This window comes from Flavobacterium sp. N502536, from assembly GCF_025947345.1.
In the GTDB taxonomy this organism is placed as follows: Bacteria; Bacteroidota; Bacteroidia; order Flavobacteriales; family Flavobacteriaceae; genus Flavobacterium.
The window spans coordinates 559228-585509 of sequence record NZ_CP110011.1; the positions used below are offsets into that span (position 1 = coordinate 559228).

Genomic DNA, 26282 nt, shown 5'->3' on the forward strand with positions numbered 1-26282 from the left:
TTTAAAACCCGGTAATACCAAGACTTGACCTCTATACTACCATAAACGAAAGAAATAGGAAATTGTAAAAGATTCTTAATTTATGCTTAATTTTGCAATCTAAACCAATTCAGATGGATATTCATTTATACAACGAAAGTCCTTTCGAAACGATCATATCCTTCCACAAGCTTATTAAATCTTTTGAGGAAATTGCTTTGTCGGATGTTGATTACAGGGCAAACTATGCAAAAGCCATTTTAAAACAAATAGAACCCCTTCCGGAACTTAGAACCGGAATTAAGGACTACGCCACCATTAAAGACAATGAAGCGTTAATCAAAAATTTACTGGCCGATATCTTTCCGACCGCTTTGACGCACAATGAAATAAAAGCCGTTACTATACCTTTTCAAAATTTATCATTCAATTATACCGAACGTTTTAAAAAAATCCTCAGTAATGCAGGATCTGAGTTTGATATGGAAATTCGTGATTTTGACGATCATCAGTTCTATGTCAACAATTGCTGTATCATTTTAGGTGCTCATTTCAAGCAGCGTATCGATTTTAATAACCCCTTTTTCTATGATATTCCGGATGAAAATGGAATAGAAAAACATTATCGCATTCTTTACAATGCCGATTTCATAGATGTCATTCCAACAGAAAAATCAATCGATCTAACCCAGGACGACATCGATCTGCTGCTGGACAACTACCATGATCTCGAACTTTGGAAATCAAAATTTCCGAAGGGAAGCTGGATTCTGAAAGGATTTGGGCTCGTTTCTTTGTTTGATGCGACCACAGAAAGTGCCATTTCAAATTTAAAAAGTAACCTCTTAAAACCCGATTCGTCAACGGCCGCAACGGATGAAATCGTATTCAACATTTTTAAATCCATCTTTAAAATTCCCGATTTAAAAGTAGGTTTTATTGTTTACAATCCTGAGGAAGAAAAATTTATAAGACCTGTTAAATTTGAAACTCAGATGCAAAGTTTTCTGCTTTCAAAAGACCAGGAGATTGATTGCAAGAATGCTTTTTTTGGCTGTACTTTCGAAAAACTATTAGACAATAAAGAACCTTTGGTGGTTTCTAATGTCAATAAATTCATTGAAGAATCTTCCAATAAAAAACTAGGGGAACATTTATTAAAACAGGGAATCCAAAGCTGCATCTTTGCTCCTGTGGTAAAAGACGGGCATTTATTGGGAGTAGTCGAACTGGTTTCCTCCGAAATAAAAGCGCTCAATACGATTAATGCAACAAAACTGGGGCTGGTATTGCCGTATCTGACTGATACAATCGATCGTTACAATACGGATATGCAGCACCAGATTGAAGCCATCATTCAGCGCGAGTACACTACAATTCACCCAAGTGTTTACTGGAAATTTAGAAGAGAATCTCAAAACTATTTCCAAAATATGAATCATACGAAGGATTATATTTTTAAAGAAATTTCATTTAAAAATGTATACCCTCTTTATGGGCAAATCGATATTAAAGGTTCTTCTGAACATCGAAATGAAACCGTCAAAATCGATCTTAAAAATCAATTGACGGCTTTGTTAAAGATTTTCGAATCACAGGATCCTAACACCAATTTGATCCTTTTGGAACAAAGAAAATTTGAGTTGGAATCCTTCCGTGATGAACTGGATGCTCCTTTAAAAGCAGATACGGAACAGTACATTCAACGTTATATCGAAGAAGAAATTCATCCGCTTTTAAAGAACACAAAAGAGACCGCAAAAAGCGAAAAACTCGAACGTCAGTACTTTGAAAGTCTGGACGCTAAGACCGGATTGTTTTATCAGGAGAGAAAGAAATTTGATAATGCGATGTCTATTATCAATAAAAAACTGGCTTCGGTTTTGGACCGAAAACAAGTTGAAGCACAGCAAATCTATCCGCATTATTACGAACGCTTTAAAACCGATGGTGTAGAGCATAATCTCTATATTGGGGCTTCTATTGCTCCAACCCAGCCATTTGATATGATGTATTTGCACAATTTACGCTTGTGGCAACTGCAAACCTTGTGCGAGATGGAACTCGAACATCATCAGCTTAAAGAATCACTTCCGTACGAACTGGATGTGACCTCGTTGATTTTAGTTTTTACCTCTCCGCTTTCCATCCGTTTCAGAATGGATGAAAAACGTTTTGATGTCGACGGAACGTACAATGCCAGATATGAAGTGGTAAAAAAACGTATCGACAAATCGAATATCAAAGGCACAAAAGACCGCATCACCGAGAAAGAGAAAATTACCATTGTCTATTCTCAAAACAGCGAAGAAGCCGAATATTTAAAATACATCAAATACCTGCAGCACAAGAAAATTCTGGAGCCTTCCATTGAACAATTTGAAGTTGAAGATCTTCAGGGAGTTTCAGGTTTAAGGGCAATTCGGGTAAAAGTAATTAACAAGAATACAAATCCGGTAGCGAAAAAAATTACGTATCAGGACTTATTAGATGAGCTCAGCTAAATTTTAGTTGAGCTTATATTGATTTGAAAGCAATTATAAAAGCGATCACGGTAACAATAATCCCCACCATAAAAAGATTGTAGGCAATGCGCAGTAAATTGTACTTGCGCTGCAAAACCAATCCCAGATAGTACAAATCTTTGATCATCGTGGAATACAAATAGTCCCGATCTTTCATCATTTCGTTCATCGCCCAGTCGTATTCTTCCAATGGCATTTTGTAGAAATTCCCAAAGAATAACAAATTAATCTTTTTGGCTTCGATATCCTCCCGGGTAAACACACCGGTAGTTACTTTTGGTCTCGTTGAAAGGATTGCAAAAATAATAGTCACCACACTCGAAATTAACATAATAAAAGTAGGCACCACCAAATGTGCATTTTTCGGGCTGTCCAGTTTCGGGATAATCGTAGACAATGCAATCGAAATGATAATCGCGTTAACTGACAATAAAATATTGGCTTTACTATCGGCAATCCCGCTCAATCGGGTATGATTTCCTAATGTAACACGAAACAGTGTATCGACACCACGATCCGGCTTTTCCACTTTATCTTTTTTTCTGTTTTCTTCTTCGATTCGATCCGCTTCTTTCTTTTCCTGTTTTTCAATTTTCTTCTGAACCAAAAGCAGGTTTTTCTCCTTTAAAGGCTGCCATTTTTTAAGCGCATAATCGGTATAAAAGCGATGTTTGTTCATTAAAAAATTCAGATTTTCCTTTGCCCATTCGGCATTCGAAAAATTCAAATTCCAGGTATTCTTTAATTCAATACGCAATAATTCGCAGGTAGTTGCATATTCAGTCCCCATCAGATGGGCGAAATCTGCATCTTTAATTATTTTCTCCAAATGTGTTTTCGGAATGTATTCTTTTACCGTTGCCAGAATCAGGCCCGAAACCTGCGCTATAAATTCATCCGACAGTTCTTTTTCTTTCAAAAAGGCTGTAACAATTTTCACACTCTCCTGCTCGTGATTCTCATAACCGTTAATATATCCGGTATCATGAAACCAGGCCGCTACTAAAAGTATTTCTTTCTCCTCTGCTGTAACATCTTCTTTTTTGCAAAGCTCTTTTACAGCATTTACGACCGTTAAAGTATGGTTAAAATTATGATAAGAATATAAATTAGAAAGTTTATCTTTGAGTAAATTACTAACAAAATCTTCGGATTGTTCTATTAAATTCATAGAGAATATTTTTACACCACTAAATTATGAAATTGTTTTTGGATAATCATTTTATTGCGAAAATTAAAACCTGTTCTTTAGCAATAACGACATTGCTGCTCACCTATTCCTGTGCGACGCATAAGGCGCAATACGGAAAAAGTGTCAGCGCTAATGAAACGGAAAACGCAACAGATAGCATAAAAATTGCCCACACTTTTTATTTAGTAGGAGATGCCGGAAATGCCGATGAGGAACAAGCCCAACAAACACTTGAACTGCTGCACCAAAAACTAAAAAAAGCGAGTAAAAAATCGACTTTACTTTTTTTAGGGGATAACATTTATCCGAAAGGTTTTCCTGCTAATGACGATGCCTCAGAAAAGGCTCTGGCCGAAACAAAACTTACCAATCAATTAAAGCTAACCAAAGGATTTAGAGGAAAAACGATTGTCATTCCCGGAAATCACGATTGGTACAGCGGCATCAAAGGTCTGGAACGTCAGGCCGAATTTGTGACGAAATATTTGAATGATAAAAAAGCCTTCTTACCCCGAAAAAGCTGTGCCATAGAAGATGTAAAAATAGACAGCACCACCACTTTAGTAACCATAGACAGCGAATGGTTTCTGGAAGACTGGGACAATCATCCCACCATCAATGACAATTGTGACATCAAAACCAGAGAGGATTTCTTTGATGAACTGGAAAGTGTCCTGAATAAAAACCAGGAAAAAACAGTTATCCTTGCTATTCACCATCCTCTGATGAGCAATGGCTCGCATGGCGGACAGTATTCGTTAGAAAAACAATTGTTTCCTTTAGAGCAAAAAATCCCGCTTCCGGTAATAGGTTCCTTTATCAATTTACTCCGAAAAACTTCCGGCGCAAGTCCACAGGACATTCAAAACAAACAATATACGATTTATGCCAAGCGCATCAAAACACTTTTGCAAAAGCAGAAAAATGTAATTGTAGTTTCCGGACACGATCATAATCTGCAATACGTGAACAAAGAAAACATCAAGCAAATTATTAGTGGTGCAGGATCAAAATCTGAAGCTGCAAGGGCAATCAATTCAAACGATTTCTCTTATGGCGGAAATGGTTATGTTACCTTAACTTTGTTTAAAAGTGGGGACGCTAAAGTTTCTTTCTTTGGAAATGAAAACAACCACGAAAAATTACTTTTTGAACATGAAATCATAAAAGCAAAAGAAATCAACTGGGCTGCTGATATCCCGAATAATTTCCCTGCTACCATGACCACTTCGATCTATTCTGAAAAAATGACCCAAAAAAGTCTATTCCATAAATTCCTTTTCGGAAATCATTACAGAAAATATTACAGCTTACCGATCGAGGCTAAAACTGCCACTTTAGACACTTTAATGGGAGGGCTAAAACCTATTCGTGAAGGTGGCGGACACCAGTCCAAATCTTTAAGAGTATCTGATCCTAAAGGCCGTGAATACGTGTTACGTGCTTTGAAAAAAAGTGCTACCCAGTTTTTACAATCCGTAGCCTTTAAAGATCAGTACATTGTTAATGATTTTGAAAACACCTATGCCGAAAACTTTTTATTAGACTTCTACACCACTTCACATCCTTATACTCCTTTTGCTGTTGGCAATCTGGCCGACAAACTAGGATTGGCGCATACCAATCCGATCATCTATTACATTCCGAAACAAAATACCTTAAAAGAATTCAATTCGAATTTTGGAGATGAGTTGTATATGGTTGAAGAAAGACCTGCGGACAATCATCTGGACGGTAAAAACTTTGGAAATCCAACAGATATCATAAGCACAGCTGATATGATGAAAAACCTTCATAAAGATGAAAAATATACGGTTGATGAAAACGAATACATAAAAGCACGTTTGTTTGACATGCTGATTGGCGATTGGGACCGACATGACGATCAATGGCGTTGGGGCGAGTATAAAAAAGACGGAAAGGTTACTTACAAACCAATTCCACGCGATCGCGATCAGGCTTTCTCAAAATATGATGGTACTTTACTTTCACTGTTGATGAACATTCCTGCGCTGCGTCACATGCGTACTTTCAAAGACAAAATCGACAACGTAAAATGGCTCAACAGAGAACCTTACCCACTCGATGTGGCATTTTTGAGAACTGCCGACGAAAAAGACTGGATCGCTCAGGCAAAATACATTCAGGAAAACTTAACCGATGCCGACATTGACAATGCGTTTAAAAGCCTGCCAAAAGAAGTTCAGGACGAGACTATTAAAGACATACAGCAGAAGTTAAAAAGCCGAAAGAAAGAACTTCAAAAATATGCTTCCGAATACTTTGATGTTTTAAGTCATACGGTGATGATTGCCGGAACGGATAAAAAGGACAAATTTGTCATCAATCATAGCGCTAAAAAAACACTGGAAATTAAGGTTTTCAGAATAAAAAAGGAAGGCGACGAATTAGTGTACACCAAAACCGTTACAGATGCCAAAACTTCCAATTTATGGATTTACGGTTTGGACGACAATGATGTTTTTGAGGTAACCGGCAAGCAAAAATCAAACATAAAAATTCGTTTGATTGGCGGACAAAACAATGATACGTACAACATTGAAAACGGAAAGAGAGTTATTGTATATGACTTTAAATCAAAAGAAAACACCTATAATCTGGATTCAAAAACGAAAACGCAGCTTACAGATGATTACGATGTTAACTTGTACAATTATGAAAAACCGAAATACAATGTGGTTTCAGGACTTCCAAATATAGGCTACAATCCCGACGATGGCGTAAAACTTGGCTTTAACTTAAACTACACTGTCAACAATTTCAAACAAAATCCATACACCCAAAAGCACGTTTTAAATGGTTTTTATTATTTCGCAACAGGCGGTTTAGAATTTAATTATGCTGCACATTTTCCGGGCTTGTTAGGCAAATGGATTATTGACGTTGAATCGCAATACACGACCCCAAACTTTGCCATGAATTATTTTGGATACGGAAATGAAACTGTCAATAATACAGAGCAGTTTGGAATGGATTATAACCGCGTTCGCATCCAGAAATTTAATGTTTCGGCAGCGATCCGACATGTCGGACGATATGGAAGCGAGTTTAGCATTCAGCCCATGTTCCAGCAAATGAGAGTAGAAGAAACTAAAAACCGATTTATTGACATTCCAAACATCATTAATCCGGAGATTTTTCAAAGTCAGACCTTTGGTGGTGCAAAAATCAAGTACCAATTCAAAAATTCTGATTTTGCCGCGAAACCTACTTTGGGAGTTACTTTCATGATCTCGGCAACCTGGTTAGCAAATCTAAATGAAACCAAGCAAAACTTCCCGACTCTTGAAAGCCTTTTAGGATTTACACATAAAATTGATTCTAACGGAAAGCTGGTTTTGGCTACGCTTTTAAAAGGAAAAGCGCTGCTGAACAATAATTACGAATTTTATCAGGGTGCTGCTTTAGGCGGTGATACTGACTTACGTGGTTACAGAAACGAACGCTTTTTAGGAAGCTCTTATTTTTCTCAAAGTACCGATTTACGATTCAGTATTGGAAAAATTCAAAAAACAATTGCTCCATTCACCTACGGAATTCTGGGTGGTTTTGACTACGGAAGAATCTGGCTGGACGGTGAAAATTCGAGAAAATGGCATCAGGATTACGGTGGCGGACTTTGGCTGAATGCAATCAATGTGTTAACCGCAAGAATCACTTATTTCAAATCTCCAGACGAAACAGGAAGGGTCATTTTTGGAGCGGCTTACAGCTTTTGATTTTATAGGGACTAAGGGACTGAGGTTCTAAGGTACTGAGTTTAAAAATTAGCCACGAATTCACGAATTTTAATTTATTAAATCATTCGTGAATTCGTGGCAAAAACCTTAGAACCTTAGCAACTCAGTACCTCAGAACCTTAGAGTTTAAACTCATAAACATTCCCACCAGTCTTATTGGCCTTCTCGTCGGCGATCAGCAAGGTGTTGTTGTCTTTAAAAACAATGGCTTCTTTTTGCGAAAAGTGGTCCAGCTTAATTTCGATTTGAGATCCTTTATGAAACAAATCGTTTTTGTAGCCTTTAAACAAAACAATTTTATCATGACTTAACAAAACTACTTTTTTCCCGTCGGGACTAATCGTAGCACTGGTTAAAACACAATGATTGTAGTTGTCGCAAGTCTTAAACTCTCCTATTTTAGTCGCTTTCTGTGTTCCGGGCGCATTTAAAATTTTATAAATAAAGGCAGTTCCGTCAAAGTTTTTACTGCGGTTTTTGGTAAAAAGATAAAAGTAGTTTCCGTGTTCAAAAAAGCCTTCGACATCAAAAAACAGTGCTTTTTTCTTTGGTGGAAATTCCGTTTGCTCCGGATAGGAAAACGAAACTTTATATTCTGCCACTGCCTGAGCTTTATTCAACTGGTTTTTATTGACTTTATAAATACACAAATCTCTACGTTCGTTGTCGTTATTCCCAAAATCGCCAATATAGATGTTGCCGCTTTTGTCTTTCGTAATATCTTCCCAATCTACGTTTGTCGCATTTGAAATTGTGATGGCTTTTGCCAGTTTCCCATCTGACTTTATCGCATAAATCTCATTTTTATTACCACTGTCCTCCAAAGCATAAATTAGATTTGTTTCAGGGAAATAAGTAATTCCCGAAACTTCTTTTAATTTCTTCGGCAGTGCATAAAGTGTTTTAAAATTTGTATTGGACTGTTGCTGACAAGCCAATAAAGCAATAGAGATTCCAAGTAAAAACTTTTTCATGATATTTTCTTTTTAACATTTTAACCCATTCTGCATTTAAACCAGGTTGGTATTTTTAAAATTACGTGTAATAAACTCAAAAGCGGCAAACATAATATGTCCCATCGATTTGGCATTTTTGAACTTCATATCATTGGTATAACGATACAATTCCATTTTTAGTTGATTCAAATGCTCTTCTGTTGAAATCGTATCGTGACACATGATATTCAGTAGCTTTTTGATTCTGTTCTCGGCAGAATGTATACGTTTTGCCAAAATCGCTCTTTCTTCATCCTTATACTGAATAATGGAGCGGTCTTCTAATTTCTCCTTAATCAATTTTATCATCGGATAATTTTCTTTAAAGAACTGCGGACGATATACTTTAAAGTTCCCTTCATAACATTGCTGATCAAAATCAATGGGTCGTATTTTATAGACCACCTGATCAAAATCATGAATGGGTACAATCACATAATTATAAGCACGCATATCGCCTAAAAGCCGGATCATACAGCGTTCGTTGAACTTCACAAATTCTTTTGCGATTTGTGACTTTTCCATTTCCGTACAGCCATCCAGTAAAGTATCCATAAAAACATCACCCGGAATCCCGATAATGTGCTCCTCAATTAAAGTGTCTTTAAAAACCAAAAAGTTGATTTTATCCGGCGAAAGAATGTCTTCCAGCTCCAAACCGTAGATCCTTGAAGCATCTGCTTTTTTGATATAAAAATGTACATAATTATCATTGAGAATATTACGAACTTTTATTCGGAAAGGTTTAGAATTCCCGAAAGTACAGTAATCAATTGCATCAATGTTTAAGTACTGAATGATCTCATTGTTTCCATCAGAATGTAAAAGGGAGTATATTTTTTTCAGATTCAGATCGATTTCATTTCGCTCAAATTCACTGTAATACACCCTAATCCATAAGGTATCCGTTTCGTTTTTATCATAAACATTTACAGAACCCGTAAATCGCAATAAATCATCGTAGAACACTGACACTTTCGAAATACGTTCGTATCGTTCCAAATAACTCAGCAGAGATGGCATTAAAGGATAAGATGGTTTTTTTAAAACCATTAAAGGTTCGCTCATATTTTTGAATATCTTTATTACAAATTTACATGAATCGCCTGATAAAAATAAATTTAGCGTAACAATATACAAGTTGAATCGTCATACATAAAACTAAAACCGAAATAAATTTGGAAACCATACTTACTATTGAGAATCTTCACAAAAGATACGGACGTATTCAGGCCTTAAAAAATGTATCTTTTGAAATACAAAAAGGCCACGTTTATGGCATCTTAGGCCCAAACGGCAGCGGCAAATCGACCACTTTGGGAATTGTCCTAAACGTGGTGAACAGAACCTCCGGAAACTACAGCTGGTTTGGCGGAAAAGTAGAAACACACGAAGCCTTAAAAAAGGTAGGTGCGATTATCGAAAGACCCAACTTTTACCCGTACATGACTGCGGAAGAAAACCTGAAACTGGTTTGCAAAATAAAAAGCATCAATTATTCTAAAATCAATGAAAAACTTGATTTAGTGGGCTTATCCGAAAGAAAAGACAGTAAATTCAGTACTTTTTCTTTGGGTATGAAACAGCGTCTGGCCATTGCATCAGCCTTGTTAAACGATCCCGAAATTTTAATTTTAGACGAACCTACAAATGGATTAGATCCACAGGGAATTCACCAGATCAGAGATATTATCCGAAAAATTGCGTCACAGGGAACGACTATTTTATTAGCCTCTCACTTGCTGGATGAAGTCGAAAAAGTATGTTCGCATGTGATCGTTTTGCGAAAAGGAGAAATCCTGTACTCCGGTTCTGTAGACGGAATGTCGGCCAATGAAGGTTTCTTTGAACTTCAGGCAGATGATAATGAGGCACTAAAAAACATTCTGGAGACACATCCGGCTGTAGACAAAATCACGGAAGAAGACGGCAAAGTTTTAGTCTATCTGGCTTCTGATCTATCAGCGGCAGAGCTCAACCATTTCCTGTTTTCTAAAAATATTGCTTTAAGCCATTTGGTCAAACGCAAAAACAGCTTAGAAGCACAATTTTTAGAATTAACCAAGAACGCCACTATCCAAAACAACTAAACCATGAACAGACTAATCTCTATAGAACTACAAAAAATCTGGAAAAACAAAGCCAGCCGTGTCCTTACGCTAACCTATTTTGTACTCCTTTCGTTTATCGCCTTAATGGCTTCCATAAAATTTGACATAGGACCATTCAAATTTCATTTGGCTGAAATGGGCATCTTTAACTTCCCATTTATCTGGCATTTCAACACCTATGTAGCTGCTTTACTCAAACTTTTCCTGGCAATTGTCATTGTTTCTATGATGGCCAATGAATACAGTTATGGTACGTTAAAACAAAACTTAATTGACGGTTTAAGCAAAAAAGAATTCATTTTATCCAAATTCCTAACGGTCGTATTATTTGCCTTAGGCTCGACTATTTTCGTATTTGTAATGAGCTTAATTCTGGGATTCTGTTTTTCATCGTATACCGAGTTTGACGTTATTTTCATGGATTTGGATTACCTTCTTGCCTTTTTTGTAAAACTCTCGGGCTTTTTTGCATTCTGTTTGTTTCTTGGAATTCTGGTAAAACGCTCTGCTTTTGCCTTAGGCTTTCTTTTGGTATGGAGTATCATTGAAGGAATTGTAAAAGGACTCCTGATCTTCCAAGTTTTTCCGGAAAGCACGATAGGTCAAAAAATAATGAATTTTTTCCCGCTAGAAGCCATGTCCAACCTTATTATTGAGCCTTTTTCAAGATTGTCTGTAATTAGATCGATTGGGACACAAATAGGTGTTGAGAACACAAAAGATTACGGAGTACACTATACCGCAATTTTAATTGTTTTGATCTGGACATTCTTATTCATTTACTTTTCTTACAAACTATTAAAAAAAAGAGATTTATAGTATATTTGTTGTACTATGAACAACTTTAATGCATTATCGCTAGTATTTTTTCTGTGCTTCTTATCTGTTAAGACAGAAGCACAGAATATTAATGTAGACGACTCAAGAACCCCCGAAGATTTAGCAAAAAACGTTTTAATAAACAGCTCCTGTATTGATATTGGTACTGTTAGTGCAACCGGAAACCCTACAAGTTCTGGTAAAAGTTATGCTTACTTTACTAAAGGCAGCAGCAATTTTCCTTTTTCGGGAGGGATTGTTTTAAGCACATCACCAAGTAAAAATGCCGAAGGGCCTTTTATAAAAGCAAACTCCGAAGGTGCTATCAATGACAGCTGGTTGGGTGATGCTGACTTAAATCAGGCATTACAAAATAGCGAAAGCCAACAGGCAACTGTACTGGAATTTGATTTTACAGCCTTAACCAACTCCATCAGTTTCAATTATATTTTCGCATCAAACGAGTATCAAACGTATTATCCGTGTATCTATTCTGATGGATTTGCTTTTCTGATAAAAGAAGCAGGCACCTCTGCTCCCTATAAAAATTTAGCGGTTTTACCCAATACAGCCATTCCTGTTTCTTCGACAACAGTACATACCAAAATTGAGCCTGCTTTTGCAAATGGCACAAACTATCCGGGCTGTGATCCTTTAAACGAACAATTTTTCAATGGCTACAACAACGTTAATAGTCCGATAAATTATGCCGGACAAACTGTTGTAATGAACGCCCATACCGAAGTAATTCCGAATAAAACCTATCACTTAAAACTGGTCATTGCCGATGACCCGACAGGACAATACAACTCTGCCGTTTTTATAGAAGGCGGTAGCTTTACCTCTACCATAAATTTTGGAGCAAACAGAACAATTGCCGACAAAAACCCGGCCTGTTTTGGCGAAGGTGTTGTTTTAGATACACATCTTGACAGTAGTCTCTACACTTTTAAATGGTTAAAAGAAACGACACCCAACAATTATGCAGAAGTTACACCCGCAGCAACAGGCGCTACCTATACTGTAACAGCAACAGGGAATTATAAAGTAGAAGCCACCCGAAACGGCACTACCTGTGTGGCCACCGGACAAATTAAAATTGAGTTTGCACCCGAAATCTTATCAACCAACAGCTCTTTAACACAATGTGATGATGATACTGACGGAATATCGGTCTTCAACCTCACAAAGGTTGCCAATAGTATTAAAAACAATGTTGCCGAAACGCTGAACAAAGGGTACTACGAATCACTAGCCGATGCACAGGCCAAAACCAACCCAATTGCGACACCGGAAAAATACAGCAATAAAACCCTGAATCAGGTTATTTTTGTAAGACTTGAAAACCAATACGGCTGTGCTAAATTTCCGCAGATAACGTTACAGATTTCCAACACTACGATTGCCACTCAGCCCCCTTTTGCTACTTGTGACAAAGACGACAAACAAGATGGTCTGTACCAATTTGACCTTAATGCCGAAGTAACTCCACGACTGTCTACCGGATTACCACCGGGTTTAACTTTTAGCTATTTTTTAAACGCCAACGATGCTTTAGCGGATGCAAACGCATTAGCTAATATCTTTAAGAACACGACCCCCTTTACTCAAATCATTTATGCAAAAGCAACAAATGGATCGGATTGTTACGACATACTTCCCATTACTCTTGTGGTAAACACTTTTGATGTGGCTAACTTTGAAGATGAATCCAAATATTTGTGTAAAGAGGAACCGATTACCTTAAGTGTTGCCAGCGGCTTTGCCAGCTATTTATGGAGTACCGGAGAAACTACAAACTCAATTACAGTAAGCGCCGCCGGTGATTATTCTGTACTTGTAACAAATGCAAACGGCTGCGAAAAAACCAAAAAATTCAAAGTAATTCTTTCTGAACCTGCATTGATAACGGGTGCAGACATAAAAGATTTCTCCGGCGATGAGAATTCAGTTTTAATTCAATACACAGGGGTTGGTAATTATGAATTTTCATTGGATGGAAGTTTTTTTCAGGATGCCCCATTATTCACTAATGTCAAACCCGGAGTTTACAATGCTATCGGAAGAGACAAAAACGGCTGCGGGCCGTCTAATCTGTTTCAGGTGTACGTTGTAGATTATCCTCGATTCTTTACGCCAAATGGCGATGGTTACAACGATTTATGGGTGATTAAAAACTCCGATCAGCTTCCTTATTACAAGATCTTTATTTTTGACCGTTACGGAAAACTACTCAAACAAATGGATCAAAACATGCTGGGCTGGAACGGCTTCTTTAATAGCCAACAATTGCCTGCAGACGATTATTGGTTTGACATACAATTTAGCAATGGAAGAGTCGTTAAAGGTCATTTTAGCTTAAAAAGATAAATACACTACTTCTGTTAAATATCCCAAATAACAATACACAAAAAGTTCCGCAATAAAAAAAGCCATTCGATATCGAATGGCTTTTACTTTTATTTGGAGGATAAATTAGATTTTAAATCTTTTTCTATCTGTTTCAGTCAAATAAATCTTTCTAAGACGAATAGATTTTGGAGTTACCTCTACATACTCATCTTTTTGGATGTACTCTAATGCTTCCTCTAATGAGAAAATGATTGGAGGGATAATTCTCGCTTTTTCGTCATTTCCAGAAGAACGAACGTTAGATTGTTTTTTCTCTTTCGTTACGTTTACACACATATCATCTCCACGAGAGTTTTCACCAATTACCTGACCTTCGTAGATTTCAGCATTTGGTTCAACGAAAAACTTACCACGATCTTGTAATTTATCGATAGAGTAAGGAATAGCTTTTCCTTTTTCCATAGAAATCAACGAACCTTTGTTACGTCCTGCAATTTCTCCTTTGTAAGGCTCATATCCAATAAAACGGTGTGACATAATAGCTTCACCAGCAGTAGCTGTAAGCAATTGATTTCTTAAACCAATAATTCCACGAGATGGAATATTAAATTTAATGATCATACGCTCACCTTTAGTTTCCATACTTAGCATTTCACCTTTACGAAGTGTTACGAATTCAACTGCTCTACCTGAAAGGTTTTCTGGTAAATCGATTGTTAATTCCTCAATTGGCTCACATTTTTTACCATCAATTTCTTTGATGATAACTTGTGGCTGACCAATTTGTAACTCGTACCCTTCTCTTCTCATTGTTTCAATAAGAACAGATAAGTGAAGTACTCCACGGCCAAAAACCATGAATTTATCTGCAGAATCAGTTTCACCTAACTTCATCGCTAAGTTTTTCTCTAATTCTTTTGTCAATCTTTCTCTAATATGACGAGAAGTTACAAATTTACCTTCTTTACCAAAGAAAGGTGAGTCGTTGATTGTAAACAACATACTCATTGTAGGCTCATCAATAGCAATAGAAGCTAAACCTTCAGGAGTTTCGTGATCTGCAATAGTATCTCCAATTTCAAAACCTTCAACACCAACTACAGCACAAATATCACCAGCGATTACTTCCGCAACTTTTTTACGTCCAAGACCTTCAAAAGTGTGTAATTCTTTAATTCTTGATTTCGTTACAGCACCATCTCTTTTTACTAAAGATATTGGCATACCTTCTTTCAAAACACCTCTTTCAAGACGACCAATAGCGATACGACCTGTAAAAGCAGAGAAATCTAAAGATGTAATTAACATTTGTGGAGTTCCTTCAGAAACTTTAGGAGCAGGCACATTGTTTAAAACCATGTCTAATAAAGGCTCGATGTTTTCTGTTTGGTTTTTCCAATCGTCAGACATCCAGTTGTTTTTAGCAGAACCGTAAACCGTTGGGAAATCCAATTGCTCTTCAGTTGCTCCTAATTCGAACATTAAGTCAAAAACTTTTTCGTGAACTTCTTCCGGAGTACAGTTTTCTTTATCAACTTTATTGATAACTACGCATGGCTTAAGACCTAAGTCAATCGCTTTTTGTAATACGAAACGAGTTTGTGGCATTGGACCTTCAAAAGCATCCACTAGCAAACATACACCATCGGCCATGTTCAATACACGTTCTACTTCACCTCCAAAATCCGCGTGGCCAGGAGTGTCAATAATATTGATTTTTGTTCCTTTATATTGAACTGATACGTTCTTTGAAGTAATAGTAATACCTCTCTCACGCTCTAAATCGTTATTATCAAGAATTAAATCACCTGTGTTTTCGTTGTCACGAAATAATTGACAGTGATACATAATTTTATCAACCAAAGTGGTTTTACCGTGATCGACGTGGGCAATAATTGCAATGTTTCTAATAGATTCCATCTGTGATTTTTAATGGGTGCAAAGGTACACTTTATTTTGATATAAAAAACGTTTCTGCGATAGTTTGCGTAAAGACAAGTATTTAGTTCCCCAAAAACAATGTAAATTTAAGTCTAATTTGAACTTTTCTTATTGTTTAATTATAGTTAAATTAACTATATTTGAGTGATGAAAAGTAAAACTCTCCAAATTACTCTAGTTTATATTATCATATCGTTATTTGTGGCAACCATCTGTCATAAATTACTCACAACTTACTTTTCCAAGGCCGATTATTATACTGTTTTCTTCTTAAAAGATGTTTTTTTCATTCTGACTACCGCACTGTTTTTCAAATACATACTTTCTAAAAACGAGAAAAAAAGTATTACCATTTTCAAAAAACTAAAAGAAACCAACGAAGAAATAAAAGAATCAAACGAAAAATATGACATTGTAGCCAAAGCAACCAGCGACACGATTTGGGACTGGAAAATCCAGGAAGACAGCATCAACTGGAACAAAGGAATAGAAAGCGTTTTTGGATACAATCCGAAAGAAGTTGGAAAGACATCTAAGTGGTGGTTTGACAAGATTCATCCGGAAGACAGCATCAGAATGTCCATCAAATTATACTCTTTTATCGAACAAAAAACAGAGAAATGGCAAGATCAATATCGCTTTAAATGTGCAGACGGCAGTTATAAATACGTTTTAGACCGAGGTTTTTTACTGAAAGACGAAAACGGAAGAGCCATACGAATGATCGGAGCCATTCAGGACATCACCAAACAAAAGGAAGAAGAACAACGTTTAAGATTATTAGAAACCGTAATTACACAATCTAAGGACTCTATATTAATAACAGAAGCCAATTCGACAGATCGAAAAATACCTAAAATTGTTTATGTCAATCCGGCCTTTTCGCAAATGTCCGGGTACTTATCGAATGAAATAATCGGAAAATCGCCGAATATTTTCAAAGGGCCAAAATCAGACTCTGAAGAATTAAAAAAACTCTTAAAAGCCATAAAAAACGAAGAAGAGTGCCTGATCGAAACCATCACCTATACCAAATCAAACGAAGAATATTGGGTACGATTTTCGATGATTCCAATTTTTAACACTGAAGGCACAATTTCGCACTGGATTTCCATACAAAGAGACATTACAGACGAAAAGAAACTAGAAACAGAAAAAGAACATCTGATTCGTGAACTAACTCAAAACAACAAAGACTTAAAACAATTCTCCTACATTACTTCACATAATTTACGCGCCCCGTTATCTAATTTAATTGGACTTTTAAATCTAATCGAAGACATCCCTATCGAGAACGAAGAACTCGAAGAAATCCTAACCGGATTTACCAAATCAACCCATTTGTTAAACGAAACTATTAATGACTTAGTAAAGGTCATCATCATCAAAGACAATCCTTCTATGCAAAAAGAAGAAGTCTCTCTGCAAGAAGTTTTCGAAAATGTATTTAGCCAGCTGTCTTTCCAGATCGAACTACACAAACCCATCATTAAACTCAAATTCGACAAAGTCCCGCTGCTAAACACCAACAAAGCTTATATCGAAAGCATTCTACTCAACCTACTAACCAACTCGATAAAATACAAATCAGAAAACAGAAAACTAAAAATATCCATTACAGCAGAACAAATCGACCATAAAGCAATTCTAACTTTCAAAGACAACGGAATAGGAATTGATCTAGAAAGAAACCGCGACAAAGTCTTTGGACTATACCAACGATTCCATAACTACCCCGACAGCAAAGGTCTTGGCTTGTATCTTGTAAAATCACAAGTCGAAACCATGGGAGGAACAATCAGTATAGACAGCGAAGTCAACAAAGGCACCACATTTACGATAACATTCAAAAACTAACTCATATGCTCGAGCAAATTTTATGTATTGACGATGACCCAATCACGTTGATGTTATGCAAAAAAGTAATTTCGAAGGCCTCCTTCTCCAATGAAATTATCACAGCTCAAAATGGCGAGGAAGCATTACACCACTTCAACACACTTAAATACACAAACAACAAAAACAAAGCAAACAAAAAACCGGAACTGATTTTTTTAGACTTAAACATGCCCGTAATGGGCGGTTGGGAGTTTCTGGATCACTTTACCTCTCCGGCTTACAAAGAATTCAATACCGCAAGTGTAATTGTACTCTCTTCCACTATCGACCCCGATGATCTGGCCAAAGCTAAAAAATACCCCATTATAATCGATTTCCTCTCAAAACCCATTACCCAGCCTATGCTGGAGTATCTTAAAAAGAAGATAGGAATCTAAATACTTTAAATCTCAAATTCCAAACTCCAATAACCAATCAAGTAACATTGGAATTTGGAATTTAAGATTTGGAATTTTTAAGACAAAGAGTATCCAAAATAGTATAAACAAAAAAAAAAGTCCTCAAAGAGGACTTTTATATTTTTTAGGAAATTGTAATTAATTACAATTTAGCAACATGTTTAGTTAATTTAGACTTCAAGTTAGAAGCTTTATTATCATGAATGATGTTCTTTTTAGCTAATTTATCAATCATAGAGATTACAGTTGATAATTTAGAAGCTGCATCAGTTTTATCAGTAGCTAATCTTAACGCTTTGATAGCATTACGAGTAGTTTTATGCTGATATCTGTTAAGAACTCTTCTTTTTTCGTTACTTCTGATTCTTTTTAATGCTGACTTATGATTTGCCATTTTCTTTTAATTTTAGATGTAATAATTATTATAGATACTAGTTAAAAAAGAAAAACCTCCCACAATTGCTAAGCAATCACTTTGGTTTTAACTAATAAAATAAAAATCGAGACACCAATTTTTATTTTATAAAACTTATTCACAACTAATTTTGTAGTCTGTAAGGGAATCGAACCCCTGTTACCAGGACGAAAGCCTGGAGTCCTAACCCCTAGACGAACAGACCATCATCGTTCTAAGTTTTCTTCAATTTAAATAAAATTGAAATTTGTAGTCCGTGGGGGAATCGAACCCCCCTTACCAGGATGAAAACCTGGCGTCCTAACCGATAGACGAACGGACCATTACATCAAGTTAAATAACTTTGCTCGCAGAAAAAAAAAGTAGTCCGTGGGGGAATCGAACCCCCCTTACCAGGATGAAAACCTGGCGTCCTAACCGATAGACGAACGGACCGTGTATTTCTCTAATGCGGATGCAAAGATACATCTATTTTTTAGTTGCACAATAGCTGATGCAATTTTTTTTATTTTTTTTTAATATGCCTTCGCAAAAAGCACTCTTTTGGTAGATGGATTCCCAGTAAACACGCAGGTTCCCGCCTCCTCAACAGCATCCAAAGGTATACAACGAATCGTTGCTTTTGTCAGGTCTTTTATCTTCTCTTCAGTAGCTGCTGTACCATCCCAATGAGCCGACACAAAACCACCTTTTCCGTCTAAAATTTGCTTAAATTCCTCAAAACTATTTACTTCCGTAATATGAGTATCTCGGTAGTTTAAGGCACGATTGTATAAATCAGTCTGAATCTGCTCTAAAAGATCATTTACATAAGTCACAATTCCTTCAGCAGAAACCACCTCTTTAGTCAGCGTATCACGTCTGGCAACTTCAAAAGTTCCATTTTCTAAATCTTTTGGACCAACAGCAATTCTAACCGGCACCCCTTTCAATTCCCATTCAGCAAATTTGAATCCTGGTTTTTGAGTGGTACGGTCGTCATACTTAACGGAGATTTTTAACTTTCTTAATTTAGCTGTTAGCTCATTAACCGCAGCGGTAATTTCAGCCAATTGCTCATCTGTTTTATAGATTGGAACAATCACAACTTGTATTGGCGCCAAATTTGGAGGCAATACCAATCCCTGATCATCTGAATGCGTCATAATCAACGCTCCCATCAAACGGGTCGAAACTCCCCAGGAAGTTCCCCAAACATGCTCTTGTTTTCCCTCAGCATTCGCAAACTTAACATCAAATGCTTTTGCAAAGTTCTGACCTAAAAAGTGAGACGTTCCAGCCTGTAACGCTTTTCCATCCTGCATTAAAGCCTCAATACAATAGGTTTCATCAGCACCTGCAAAACGCTCCGTTTCGGTTTTAAAACCTTTCACAACCGGAATGGCCATAAAGTTCTGTGCAAAATCAGCATAAACATGCATCATTTTTTCAGACTCTTCTAATGCTTCTGCTTTTGTTGCATGCGCGGTATGCCCTTCCTGCCATAAAAACTCAGCAGTTCTTAAAAACAAACGCGTACGCATTTCCCAGCGCACCACATTGGCCCACTGATTAATTAACAAAGGTAAATCTCTATAAGACTGAACCCATCCTTTATAAGTAGACCAAATAATCGCCTCACTTGTTGGACGAACAATAAGCTCCTCCTCTAATTTAGCATTTGGATCCACCATTAACTTTCCGGGTTTGTCCGGATCATTCTTTAATCTATAATGCGTTACAATCGCACATTCTTTTGCAAATCCTTCAGCATTTTTTTCTTCCGCTTCAAACATGCTCTTAGGCACAAATAAAGGGAAGTACGCATTTTGATGTCCTGTTTCTTTAAACATTCGATCCAATTCCGCCTGCATTTTTTCCCAAATAGCATATCCGTACGGTTTAATAACCATACATCCTCTAACTCCTGAATTTTCGGCTAGATCTGCCTTTACAACCAGCTCGTTATACCATTTTGAATAATCTTCTGATCTTGTAGTGAGGTTCTTACTCATATCGAATAGTTTGGCACAAATTTTGTTTTAATAATTTTAACTAAATAGTTTGACAAAACTAACTATTTTTGTAATGTGCAACAATAAAAAACACCACAGATATGAAAACTTCTATTTATCTCCGCCAAAACTCAAGTCATTTTTACTTAATTGGATTATTGAGTTTTCTACTGGCATCGTGTGGTTCTTACCAAAACACTTCTTATCATGATAATGATGGAATTTACGGAGGTTCACCAAGAACGTATGCTCAAACAAACAGCACAAATAATCAATATAAAGACTATTTCAGATCGTTACAAGACGATAATCAGTCAACTGAAATCTTCACAGATGTTGACAACTACGGAAATTATGCCGTAAACGACAGCACACAAGCTACTAACTCTTACCCTGCTTGGGGAAGTGCCAATACAGAAGTTGCCGTAAACGTTTATTCTGACCCTTCCTGGTCACTTGGATTCGGACTTGGTTTCGGATATCCTTATTATGGATGGGGTTACGGATGGGGTTATGGAGGAGGATACTGGGGCTACCCAAATTATTGGGGATCAGGTTGGGGTTACCCAGGATGGGGATATCCGGGATGGGGTTACCCTGGTTACTGGGGATCTGGTTACCGATACAACAACTACTCTTACAACTACGGAAGAAGAGGATCTGCTGCTTATTATGGAGGAAGAACTTATTCTTCTAACAGAAACTATGCTACAAACAGAGGTTATAACAATACCAACAGAAGCTACAGCACCAACAGAGATTACACAAGTACCAACAGAAGCTTTAACTCAAACAGAACTTATAGCACCAACAGAAGCGATTTCTCTGATACAAGAAGAAATTCATCTGCAAACGGAAGAAACTACAACAACTCTTCAAGCCCAACATTTACAAACAGAGGAAACGCAAGCCAATACAACGGTGCTGATTACAGCAACAGAAGATCAAGCAGCAATACTACACGAAGCTACAATTATAACAATAATAATTCGGCACCATCCAGAAACTACTCTCCTAGCCCATCCCGTTCTATGAATAGCGGCGGAGGCGGAAGCATGAGATCATCTGGCGGCGGAGGTGGCGGCGGCGGAAGATCATACAGCGGCGGTGGAGGCGGTAGAAGATAACCGCTTCTTTCGCTAATCAAAAAAAATCATACTTAAAACTATCCAAATGAAAAAAATATTATTCCTATTTATTACAGGACTAACTGTCAGCGTCTCACATTCTCAGGAAGTATCTGACGCGGTACGTTATGCGCAAGACAATTTAACCGGAACTGCAAGATTCAGAGCCATGAGTGGTGCCTTTGGAGCCGTTGGCGGAGATTTATCTGCAATAAGCGTCAACCCTGCAGGGTCGGCAATATTCTCTAATAATCAGGTTGGAATAAGTTTTAGCAATCAAAGCATCAAAAACAACTCTAATTATTTTGGATCAGAAATTAGCGATAATAAAAATGCTTTTTTAATAAATCAGGCGGGAGCTGTTTTTGTTTTTCACGATCACAACCCAAGCAACAACTGGAAAAAGATTGCTATTGGAGCTTCTTACGAAAACACCAACAATTTTGACAACCGCATTGTTTCAGCCGGAACAAATCCAACAAATTCTATTGACAAATATTTTCTAAAATTTGCAAACGGAATACCTTTAAACGTTATAGACGGCCTTAATTACAAAGACCTTTTTTACAACGAACAACAAGCCTATATGGGATACTGGGGACATGTAATTGACCCTGTAAGCAACAACGGCGACAATACTCAATACATCAGCAACGTTCCTGCAGGTGGCAAGTACTATCAGGAGAATGAAATATTTACCAGTGGCTACAACAGCAAACTGAGTTTTAACCTTGCAACGTCTTACAAAGACAAAATCTATTTTGGAGCCAACCTGAATGTTCACGTTACCGACTTCAGAAGATCAACAAGTTTTTACGAAGACAACGACAATCCGTTAGAAGCAAGAGAAACAATTTCCAGCTTGCGTTTTAATAACGAGTTATATACGTATGGTAACGGTTTCTCTTTCCAACTTGGAGCTATTGCCAAAGTTACTGAGTCATTCCGATTGGGTCTGGCCTACGAATCTAACACCTGGTACGAACTTAACGATGAAACCTCACAAAGCTTATACAGTACACGAAAAGCACAGGGAGGACAAGACATTAATGAAACTGTAAATCCAAAAATTGTAAACGTTTACGATTCTTACACTTTACAAACACCAGGGAAAACAACTTTTAGTGCTGCTTATGTGTTTGGAAAATCAGGATTAATTAGTATTGATTATGCTATTAAAGATTACGGAAACACCAAATACAAACCAACAAACGATGCCGGTTTCAAAGGAGTAAACAGTGACCTTAGCAATCAATTGACAAATGCCGGTGAATTAAGAGTGGGTGCCGAATACAAAATAAAACAATTGAGTTTACGCGGTGGATATCGTTTTGAGCAAAGCCCATACAAAAACGGAACTACAATTGGAGATTTAAACAGCTACTCAGGAGGTCTGGGCTATAATTTTGGTGGTACCAAAGTCGATTTAGCTTATTCTTATTTGGAAAGAAAATCAAATCAGGGATTTTTCGCAACCGGATTCACAGACGGAGCAAACATCACCTCAAAACTAAATAATGTAACACTTACTTTATTATTTGAGTTGTAATAAATACGAAACAGAACAAATTAAAACTTCCGTCAGACCTTTAACTGACGGATTTTTTTTTACCCCGATCGCCGCAATTGCCTCCTCACTATTTTATTAGCAGGAAAAAACAACAAATAACAAAGCTTCACCCCATAAAAAACACCTAAAAAAAAGGGAAACAAGCGGTGTTTGAATAAAAAAGTGTAATTTTGCACTCCAATTTATAAAAGTATGAGAACCAAGTCTTTAAAAAAGAACAAAATTAACGTAATCACTCTTGGGTGTTCGAAAAATGTATATGACAGTGAAGTGTTGATGGGTCAACTTCGTGCTAATGGCAAAGAAGTACAACACGAAGCACCAGCTAAAGAAGAAGGAAACATTATCGTAATCAACACTTGCGGTTTTATCGACAATGCAAAAGCAGAGTCTGTAAACATGATTTTGGAATATGCTGATAAAAAAGACAAAGGATTAGTAGATAAAGTATTTGTGACCGGATGTTTATCTGAACGTTACAGACCGGATTTGGAAAAAGAAATCCCAAATGTAGATCAATACTTTGGAACTACAGAACTACCACAATTATTGAAAGCTCTTGGAGCCGACTATAAACACGAACTGCTTGGAGAGCGTTTGACTACCACTCCAAAAAATTACGCGTACTTAAAAATTGCTGAAGGTTGCGACAGACCTTGTAGTTTTTGTGCAATTCCGTTAATGAGAGGTTCGCATATTTCTCAGCCAATTGAAAAATTAGTGAAGGAAGCACAAGGTTTAGCTAAAAATGGCGTTAAAGAATTAATCCTAATTGCTCAGGACTTAACGTATTACGGTCTTGATCTTTACAAAAAAAGAAATCTTGCAGAGCTTCTGGAAGCCCTTGCTAATGTTGAAGGTATCGAATGGATTCGTCTGCACTATGCCTACCCTACTGGTTTCCCAATGGATGTTTTAGAGTTAATGAAACGTGAGCCTAAAATTTGTAATTATATTGATATACCGCTACAACACATTTCTGATTCTATATTAAAATCGATGCGTCGTGGTACCACTCAGGCAAAAACAACACAATTATTGAAAGATTTCCGTGCTGCTGTTCCTGGAATGGCCATCAGAACTACTCTAATTGTTGGATATCCTGGTGAGACTCAGGAAGATTTTGAGATTCTGAAAGATTTTGTTCAGGAAATGAAATTTGACAGAATGGGTTGTTTCGCTTATTCTCACGAAGAAAATACGCATGCTTATCTTTTGGAAGACAATGTTCCGGACGATGTAAAACAAGCCCGTGCCAATGAAATAATGGAATTACAGTCGCAAATTTCATGGGATTTAAACCAGGAAAAAATTGGACAGGTTTTCAAATGTATTATCGACAGAAAAGAGGGTGCTCACTTTGTAGGGAGAACGGAATTTGACAGCCCGGATGTTGATAACGAAGTTTTGATTGATGCGTCTAAACATTATGTAAAAACCGGAGAGTTTGTTAATATAAGAATAATAGAAGCAACAGAATTTGATTTATACGGAGAACCTACTTAAATTTACGCTAAACATTCTTTAATTTTAGATAAATACATTTTTATGAAACCTATACAATCTTTATTTATTTTGTTTTTTACCTTATTGTGCTTTAACTCTGTTTCAGCTCAATACGGAAACGGCTACAATAATGGTTACGGCGGTGGTGGTTATGGCAATGGCTACGGCGGAAGAGGTGGCGGAATGGGTATGGACAGAAGTATGATGGGAGGTCCTCAGGGAAATACCAGCAAACCAAAAGAAATTCCTGTTGAAGAAACTGTTGCTCAAATTGTAGAGCAAATGAAACCGGAAATAAACCTTGACGAATTACAAGCGATAGCGATTGGAAATGTTTTAGTCGACAGCATGAGAGAGCAGGGTATTTTATTAAAAAATGAAAGCAGTAATCAGGATCAAAAAATCGAACAGATTAAGGCGTTAAGAGAAAGCACTACTAAAAAAATAACCGCTTTCTTAAATCCGGATCAGATCCCGAAGTACACCGCATTTATGGATAACTTTAAAGAGATCAAAAAAACGTCCAAATCAAAAAAGAAAAAAGACTCGAAAGATAAAGATTCAAAAGACGCAAAAGAAGTTAAAGAAGATTCTGAAACAGCAAAAACTCAGGAATAATTGTTTCAACCTCATCTAAAAAATGTAAATACTATTATGACAAAAAAACATTTTTGTTACCTGATCTTAGCAATTGTTATTACTTCTTGCTCTACAAATCCTTATAAAAATACTGAAAAAGCTTACGACCAGCAGCTTAAAACTTTAGAGGGACAAATTACCAGTAAAGAAGCTCAGCCAATTCCGGTTGTAAGCCCTGTAGTTATTGATACTACTTATGCGCAGCAACTTGGTATAGTAAAAGATACGTTATCTAAAACAGGATCAACTGCTTTACTAAATGGTATTAATACAGAATGGATTGGAACTGTAAACTTCAACTTAAGAAAACCAAGTTTCATCATCCTTCATCATACCGCTCAGGATTCTCTTCAGCAAACGATCAATACGTTTACCAAGACACGAACTCAGGTAAGTGCGCATTATATTATTTCTGAAAACGGAAAAGTAGTTCAAATGTTAAACGATTATTTAAGAGCGTGGCATGCAGGAGCATCGACCTGGGGAAAAAATACGGATTTAAACTCTTCTTCGATCGGAATTGAAATTGACAATAACGGTTTTAAACCTTTCACAGAAGCACAGATTAGCAGTTTAGTAGCGCTTTTAACCAAATTAAAGAAAGATTACAACATCCCTACTCAGAATATTATAGGACATTCAGATATTGCTCCGGGAAGAAAACAGGACCCAAGTGCTTTATTTCCGTGGAAAACTCTGGCTGAAAAAGGATTTGGAATCTGGCCCGACGCAGTTCTTGAAGAAGCGCCTTTTGATTTTAAAATTGAACCCGCATTAAGAATTATCGGATACAATACCAAAAATCTTTCAGCCGCGATCATGGCCTTCAAATTACATTATATTCAAACTGATGTAACTTCAACTTTAGATCGAAAAACAATAGATACTATTTACTCGATTTATAAAAAACAGCTTCAGTAGTACAATTAGCAATACCATACAAAAGCGCGTTTCTAAAAATTTAGAAACGCGCTTTTTTCTTATGATAAGAAACCCGACACCACATGAAAGTGAAGCAGTTGCTTTTTAGCAATCAATTCAAAAGACTCCAATAAAAAA

General features: G+C 36.9%; 18 protein-coding genes and 3 tRNA genes. 12 read left to right on the forward strand and 9 right to left on the reverse strand.

Features of this window, described 5'->3' with window-relative positions:
* Positions 1 to 113: 113 nt before the first annotated feature.
* Positions 114 to 2483, forward strand: a complete 2370-nt coding sequence (locus OLM61_RS02445; RefSeq protein ID WP_264524947.1) for a GAF domain-containing protein — start codon at positions 114 to 116, stop codon at positions 2481 to 2483.
* A gap of 13 nt (positions 2484 to 2496) precedes the next feature.
* Here the strand turns inward: OLM61_RS02445 and OLM61_RS02450 are convergent, their stop codons facing one another.
* The gene (locus OLM61_RS02450; protein ID WP_264524948.1) at positions 2497 to 3675 is read right to left on the reverse strand and encodes a Pycsar system effector family protein; all 1179 of its coding nucleotides are present in this window, start codon (positions 3673 to 3675) and stop codon (positions 2497 to 2499) included.
* 26 nt (positions 3676 to 3701) lie between these two features.
* Here OLM61_RS02450 and OLM61_RS02455 point away from each other — a divergent pair, with 26 nt between their 5' ends.
* The gene (locus tag OLM61_RS02455) at positions 3702 to 7436 is read left to right on the forward strand and encodes a metallophosphoesterase (protein WP_264524949.1); all 3735 of its coding nucleotides are present in this window, start codon (positions 3702 to 3704) and stop codon (positions 7434 to 7436) included.
* A 140-nt stretch (positions 7437 to 7576) separates the two neighbouring features.
* Here the strand turns inward: OLM61_RS02455 and OLM61_RS02460 are convergent, their stop codons facing one another.
* Both OLM61_RS02460 and OLM61_RS02465 read right to left on the reverse strand, forming a co-directional pair.
* Entirely contained in the window at positions 7577 to 8431 is an 855-nt protein-coding gene (locus tag OLM61_RS02460; protein ID WP_264524950.1) for an SdiA-regulated domain-containing protein, read from the reverse strand.
* A gap of 36 nt (positions 8432 to 8467) precedes the next feature.
* Complete coding sequence (locus tag OLM61_RS02465; RefSeq protein WP_264524951.1) at positions 8468 to 9520, reverse strand: hypothetical protein; 1053 nt, start codon at positions 9518 to 9520, stop codon at positions 8468 to 8470.
* A 110-nt stretch (positions 9521 to 9630) separates the two neighbouring features.
* On the opposite strand from OLM61_RS02465, the gene OLM61_RS02470 reads away from it, so the two are divergent.
* Genes OLM61_RS02470 through OLM61_RS02480 form a run of 3 tightly spaced genes read left to right on the forward strand, consistent with a single transcriptional unit; the run spans position 9631 to position 13752 of the window.
* Entirely contained in the window at positions 9631 to 10542 is a 912-nt protein-coding gene (locus OLM61_RS02470; RefSeq protein ID WP_264524952.1) for an ABC transporter ATP-binding protein, read from the forward strand.
* A 3-nt stretch (positions 10543 to 10545) separates the two neighbouring features.
* Positions 10546 to 11382: an ABC transporter permease gene (locus OLM61_RS02475; RefSeq protein ID WP_264524953.1), complete on the forward strand. Its 837-nt coding sequence runs from the start codon at positions 10546 to 10548 to the stop codon at positions 11380 to 11382.
* 15 nt (positions 11383 to 11397) lie between these two features.
* Positions 11398 to 13752, forward strand: coding sequence for a T9SS type B sorting domain-containing protein (locus OLM61_RS02480; RefSeq protein WP_264524954.1), 2355 nt, complete (start codon positions 11398 to 11400; stop codon positions 13750 to 13752).
* Between the two features lie 105 nt (positions 13753 to 13857).
* Here OLM61_RS02480 and typA read toward each other — a convergent pair whose 3' ends face one another.
* Positions 13858 to 15654 carry a translational GTPase TypA gene (gene typA / locus OLM61_RS02485; RefSeq protein ID WP_264524955.1) on the reverse strand — a complete coding sequence of 599 codons (1797 nt, stop codon included), beginning with the start codon at positions 15652 to 15654 and terminating at the stop codon, positions 13858 to 13860.
* A 168-nt stretch (positions 15655 to 15822) separates the two neighbouring features.
* Between typA and OLM61_RS02490 the strand changes: the two genes are divergently transcribed.
* Both OLM61_RS02490 and OLM61_RS02495 read left to right on the forward strand, forming a co-directional pair.
* A complete protein-coding gene (locus tag OLM61_RS02490) occupies positions 15823 to 17532 on the forward strand; it encodes a PAS domain-containing sensor histidine kinase (protein ID WP_264524956.1) in 1710 nt (569 codons plus the stop codon).
* 5 nt (positions 17533 to 17537) lie between these two features.
* Positions 17538 to 17951 (forward strand): response regulator, encoded by a 414-nt coding sequence (locus OLM61_RS02495; protein ID WP_264524957.1) that lies wholly within the window; start codon positions 17538 to 17540, stop codon positions 17949 to 17951.
* A 163-nt stretch (positions 17952 to 18114) separates the two neighbouring features.
* Here OLM61_RS02495 and rpsT read toward each other — a convergent pair whose 3' ends face one another.
* The 5 genes from rpsT to proS form a co-directional block, all read right to left on the reverse strand.
* A complete protein-coding gene (gene rpsT / locus OLM61_RS02500; RefSeq protein ID WP_264524958.1) occupies positions 18115 to 18366 on the reverse strand; it encodes a 30S ribosomal protein S20 in 252 nt (83 codons plus the stop codon).
* Between the two features lie 154 nt (positions 18367 to 18520).
* Positions 18521 to 18592, reverse strand: a tRNA-Glu gene (locus tag OLM61_RS02505).
* Between the two features lie 45 nt (positions 18593 to 18637).
* Positions 18638 to 18709 (reverse strand) — tRNA-Glu (locus OLM61_RS02510).
* Between the two features lie 41 nt (positions 18710 to 18750).
* Positions 18751 to 18822, reverse strand: a tRNA-Glu gene (locus OLM61_RS02515).
* Positions 18823 to 18902: 80 nt separating this feature from the next.
* Positions 18903 to 20381, reverse strand: coding sequence for a proline--tRNA ligase (gene proS, locus OLM61_RS02520; RefSeq protein ID WP_264524959.1), 1479 nt, complete (start codon positions 20379 to 20381; stop codon positions 18903 to 18905).
* Between the two features lie 101 nt (positions 20382 to 20482).
* On the opposite strand from proS, the gene OLM61_RS02525 reads away from it, so the two are divergent.
* The 5 genes from OLM61_RS02525 to OLM61_RS02545 all read left to right on the forward strand — a co-directional run bounded on the left by OLM61_RS02525 (position 20483) and on the right by OLM61_RS02545 (position 26144).
* On the forward strand, positions 20483 to 21508 hold the full coding sequence (locus tag OLM61_RS02525; RefSeq protein WP_264524960.1) for a hypothetical protein: 1026 nt from the start codon (positions 20483 to 20485) through the stop codon (positions 21506 to 21508).
* A 46-nt stretch (positions 21509 to 21554) separates the two neighbouring features.
* A complete protein-coding gene (locus OLM61_RS02530; protein ID WP_264524961.1) occupies positions 21555 to 23057 on the forward strand; it encodes an OmpP1/FadL family transporter in 1503 nt (500 codons plus the stop codon).
* Positions 23058 to 23270: 213 nt separating this feature from the next.
* Positions 23271 to 24584 (forward strand): 30S ribosomal protein S12 methylthiotransferase RimO, encoded by a 1314-nt coding sequence (gene rimO / locus OLM61_RS02535; RefSeq protein ID WP_264524962.1) that lies wholly within the window; start codon positions 23271 to 23273, stop codon positions 24582 to 24584.
* Between the two features lie 42 nt (positions 24585 to 24626).
* On the forward strand, positions 24627 to 25202 hold the full coding sequence (locus OLM61_RS02540) for a hypothetical protein (RefSeq protein ID WP_264524963.1): 576 nt from the start codon (positions 24627 to 24629) through the stop codon (positions 25200 to 25202).
* A gap of 36 nt (positions 25203 to 25238) precedes the next feature.
* Positions 25239 to 26144 carry an N-acetylmuramoyl-L-alanine amidase gene (locus tag OLM61_RS02545; protein WP_264524964.1) on the forward strand — a complete coding sequence of 302 codons (906 nt, stop codon included), beginning with the start codon at positions 25239 to 25241 and terminating at the stop codon, positions 26142 to 26144.
* Positions 26145 to 26282 lie beyond the last annotated feature (138 nt).

Bases quoted from the DNA above. Each gene is read 5' to 3' on its own strand.
- OLM61_RS02545 (WP_264524964.1), top strand. From the start codon at position 25,239: ATGACAAAAAAACATTTTTGTTACCTGATCTTAGCAATTGTTATTACT.
- OLM61_RS02530 (WP_264524961.1), top strand. From the start codon at position 21,555: ATGAAAAAAATATTATTCCTATTTATTACAGGACTAACTGTCAGCGTC.
- typA (WP_264524955.1), bottom strand. From the start codon at position 15,654: ATGGAATCTATTAGAAACATTGCAATTATTGCCCACGTCGATCACGGT.
- rpsT (WP_264524958.1), bottom strand. From the start codon at position 18,366: ATGGCAAATCATAAGTCAGCATTAAAAAGAATCAGAAGTAACGAAAAA.
- proS (WP_264524959.1), bottom strand. From the start codon at position 20,381: ATGAGTAAGAACCTCACTACAAGATCAGAAGATTATTCAAAATGGTAT.
- OLM61_RS02455 (WP_264524949.1), top strand. From the start codon at position 3,702: ATGAAATTGTTTTTGGATAATCATTTTATTGCGAAAATTAAAACCTGT.
- OLM61_RS02525 (WP_264524960.1), top strand. From the start codon at position 20,483: ATGAAAACTTCTATTTATCTCCGCCAAAACTCAAGTCATTTTTACTTA.
- OLM61_RS02540 (WP_264524963.1), top strand. From the start codon at position 24,627: ATGAAACCTATACAATCTTTATTTATTTTGTTTTTTACCTTATTGTGC.
- OLM61_RS02480 (WP_264524954.1), top strand. From the start codon at position 11,398: ATGAACAACTTTAATGCATTATCGCTAGTATTTTTTCTGTGCTTCTTA.
- OLM61_RS02460 (WP_264524950.1), bottom strand. From the start codon at position 8,431: ATGAAAAAGTTTTTACTTGGAATCTCTATTGCTTTATTGGCTTGTCAG.
- OLM61_RS02450 (WP_264524948.1), bottom strand. From the start codon at position 3,675: ATGAATTTAATAGAACAATCCGAAGATTTTGTTAGTAATTTACTCAAA.
- OLM61_RS02495 (WP_264524957.1), top strand. From the start codon at position 17,538: ATGCTCGAGCAAATTTTATGTATTGACGATGACCCAATCACGTTGATG.
- OLM61_RS02475 (WP_264524953.1), top strand. From the start codon at position 10,546: ATGAACAGACTAATCTCTATAGAACTACAAAAAATCTGGAAAAACAAA.
- OLM61_RS02465 (WP_264524951.1), bottom strand. From the start codon at position 9,520: ATGAGCGAACCTTTAATGGTTTTAAAAAAACCATCTTATCCTTTAATG.
- OLM61_RS02445 (WP_264524947.1), top strand. From the start codon at position 114: ATGGATATTCATTTATACAACGAAAGTCCTTTCGAAACGATCATATCC.
- rimO (WP_264524962.1), top strand. From the start codon at position 23,271: ATGAGAACCAAGTCTTTAAAAAAGAACAAAATTAACGTAATCACTCTT.
- OLM61_RS02490 (WP_264524956.1), top strand. From the start codon at position 15,823: ATGAAAAGTAAAACTCTCCAAATTACTCTAGTTTATATTATCATATCG.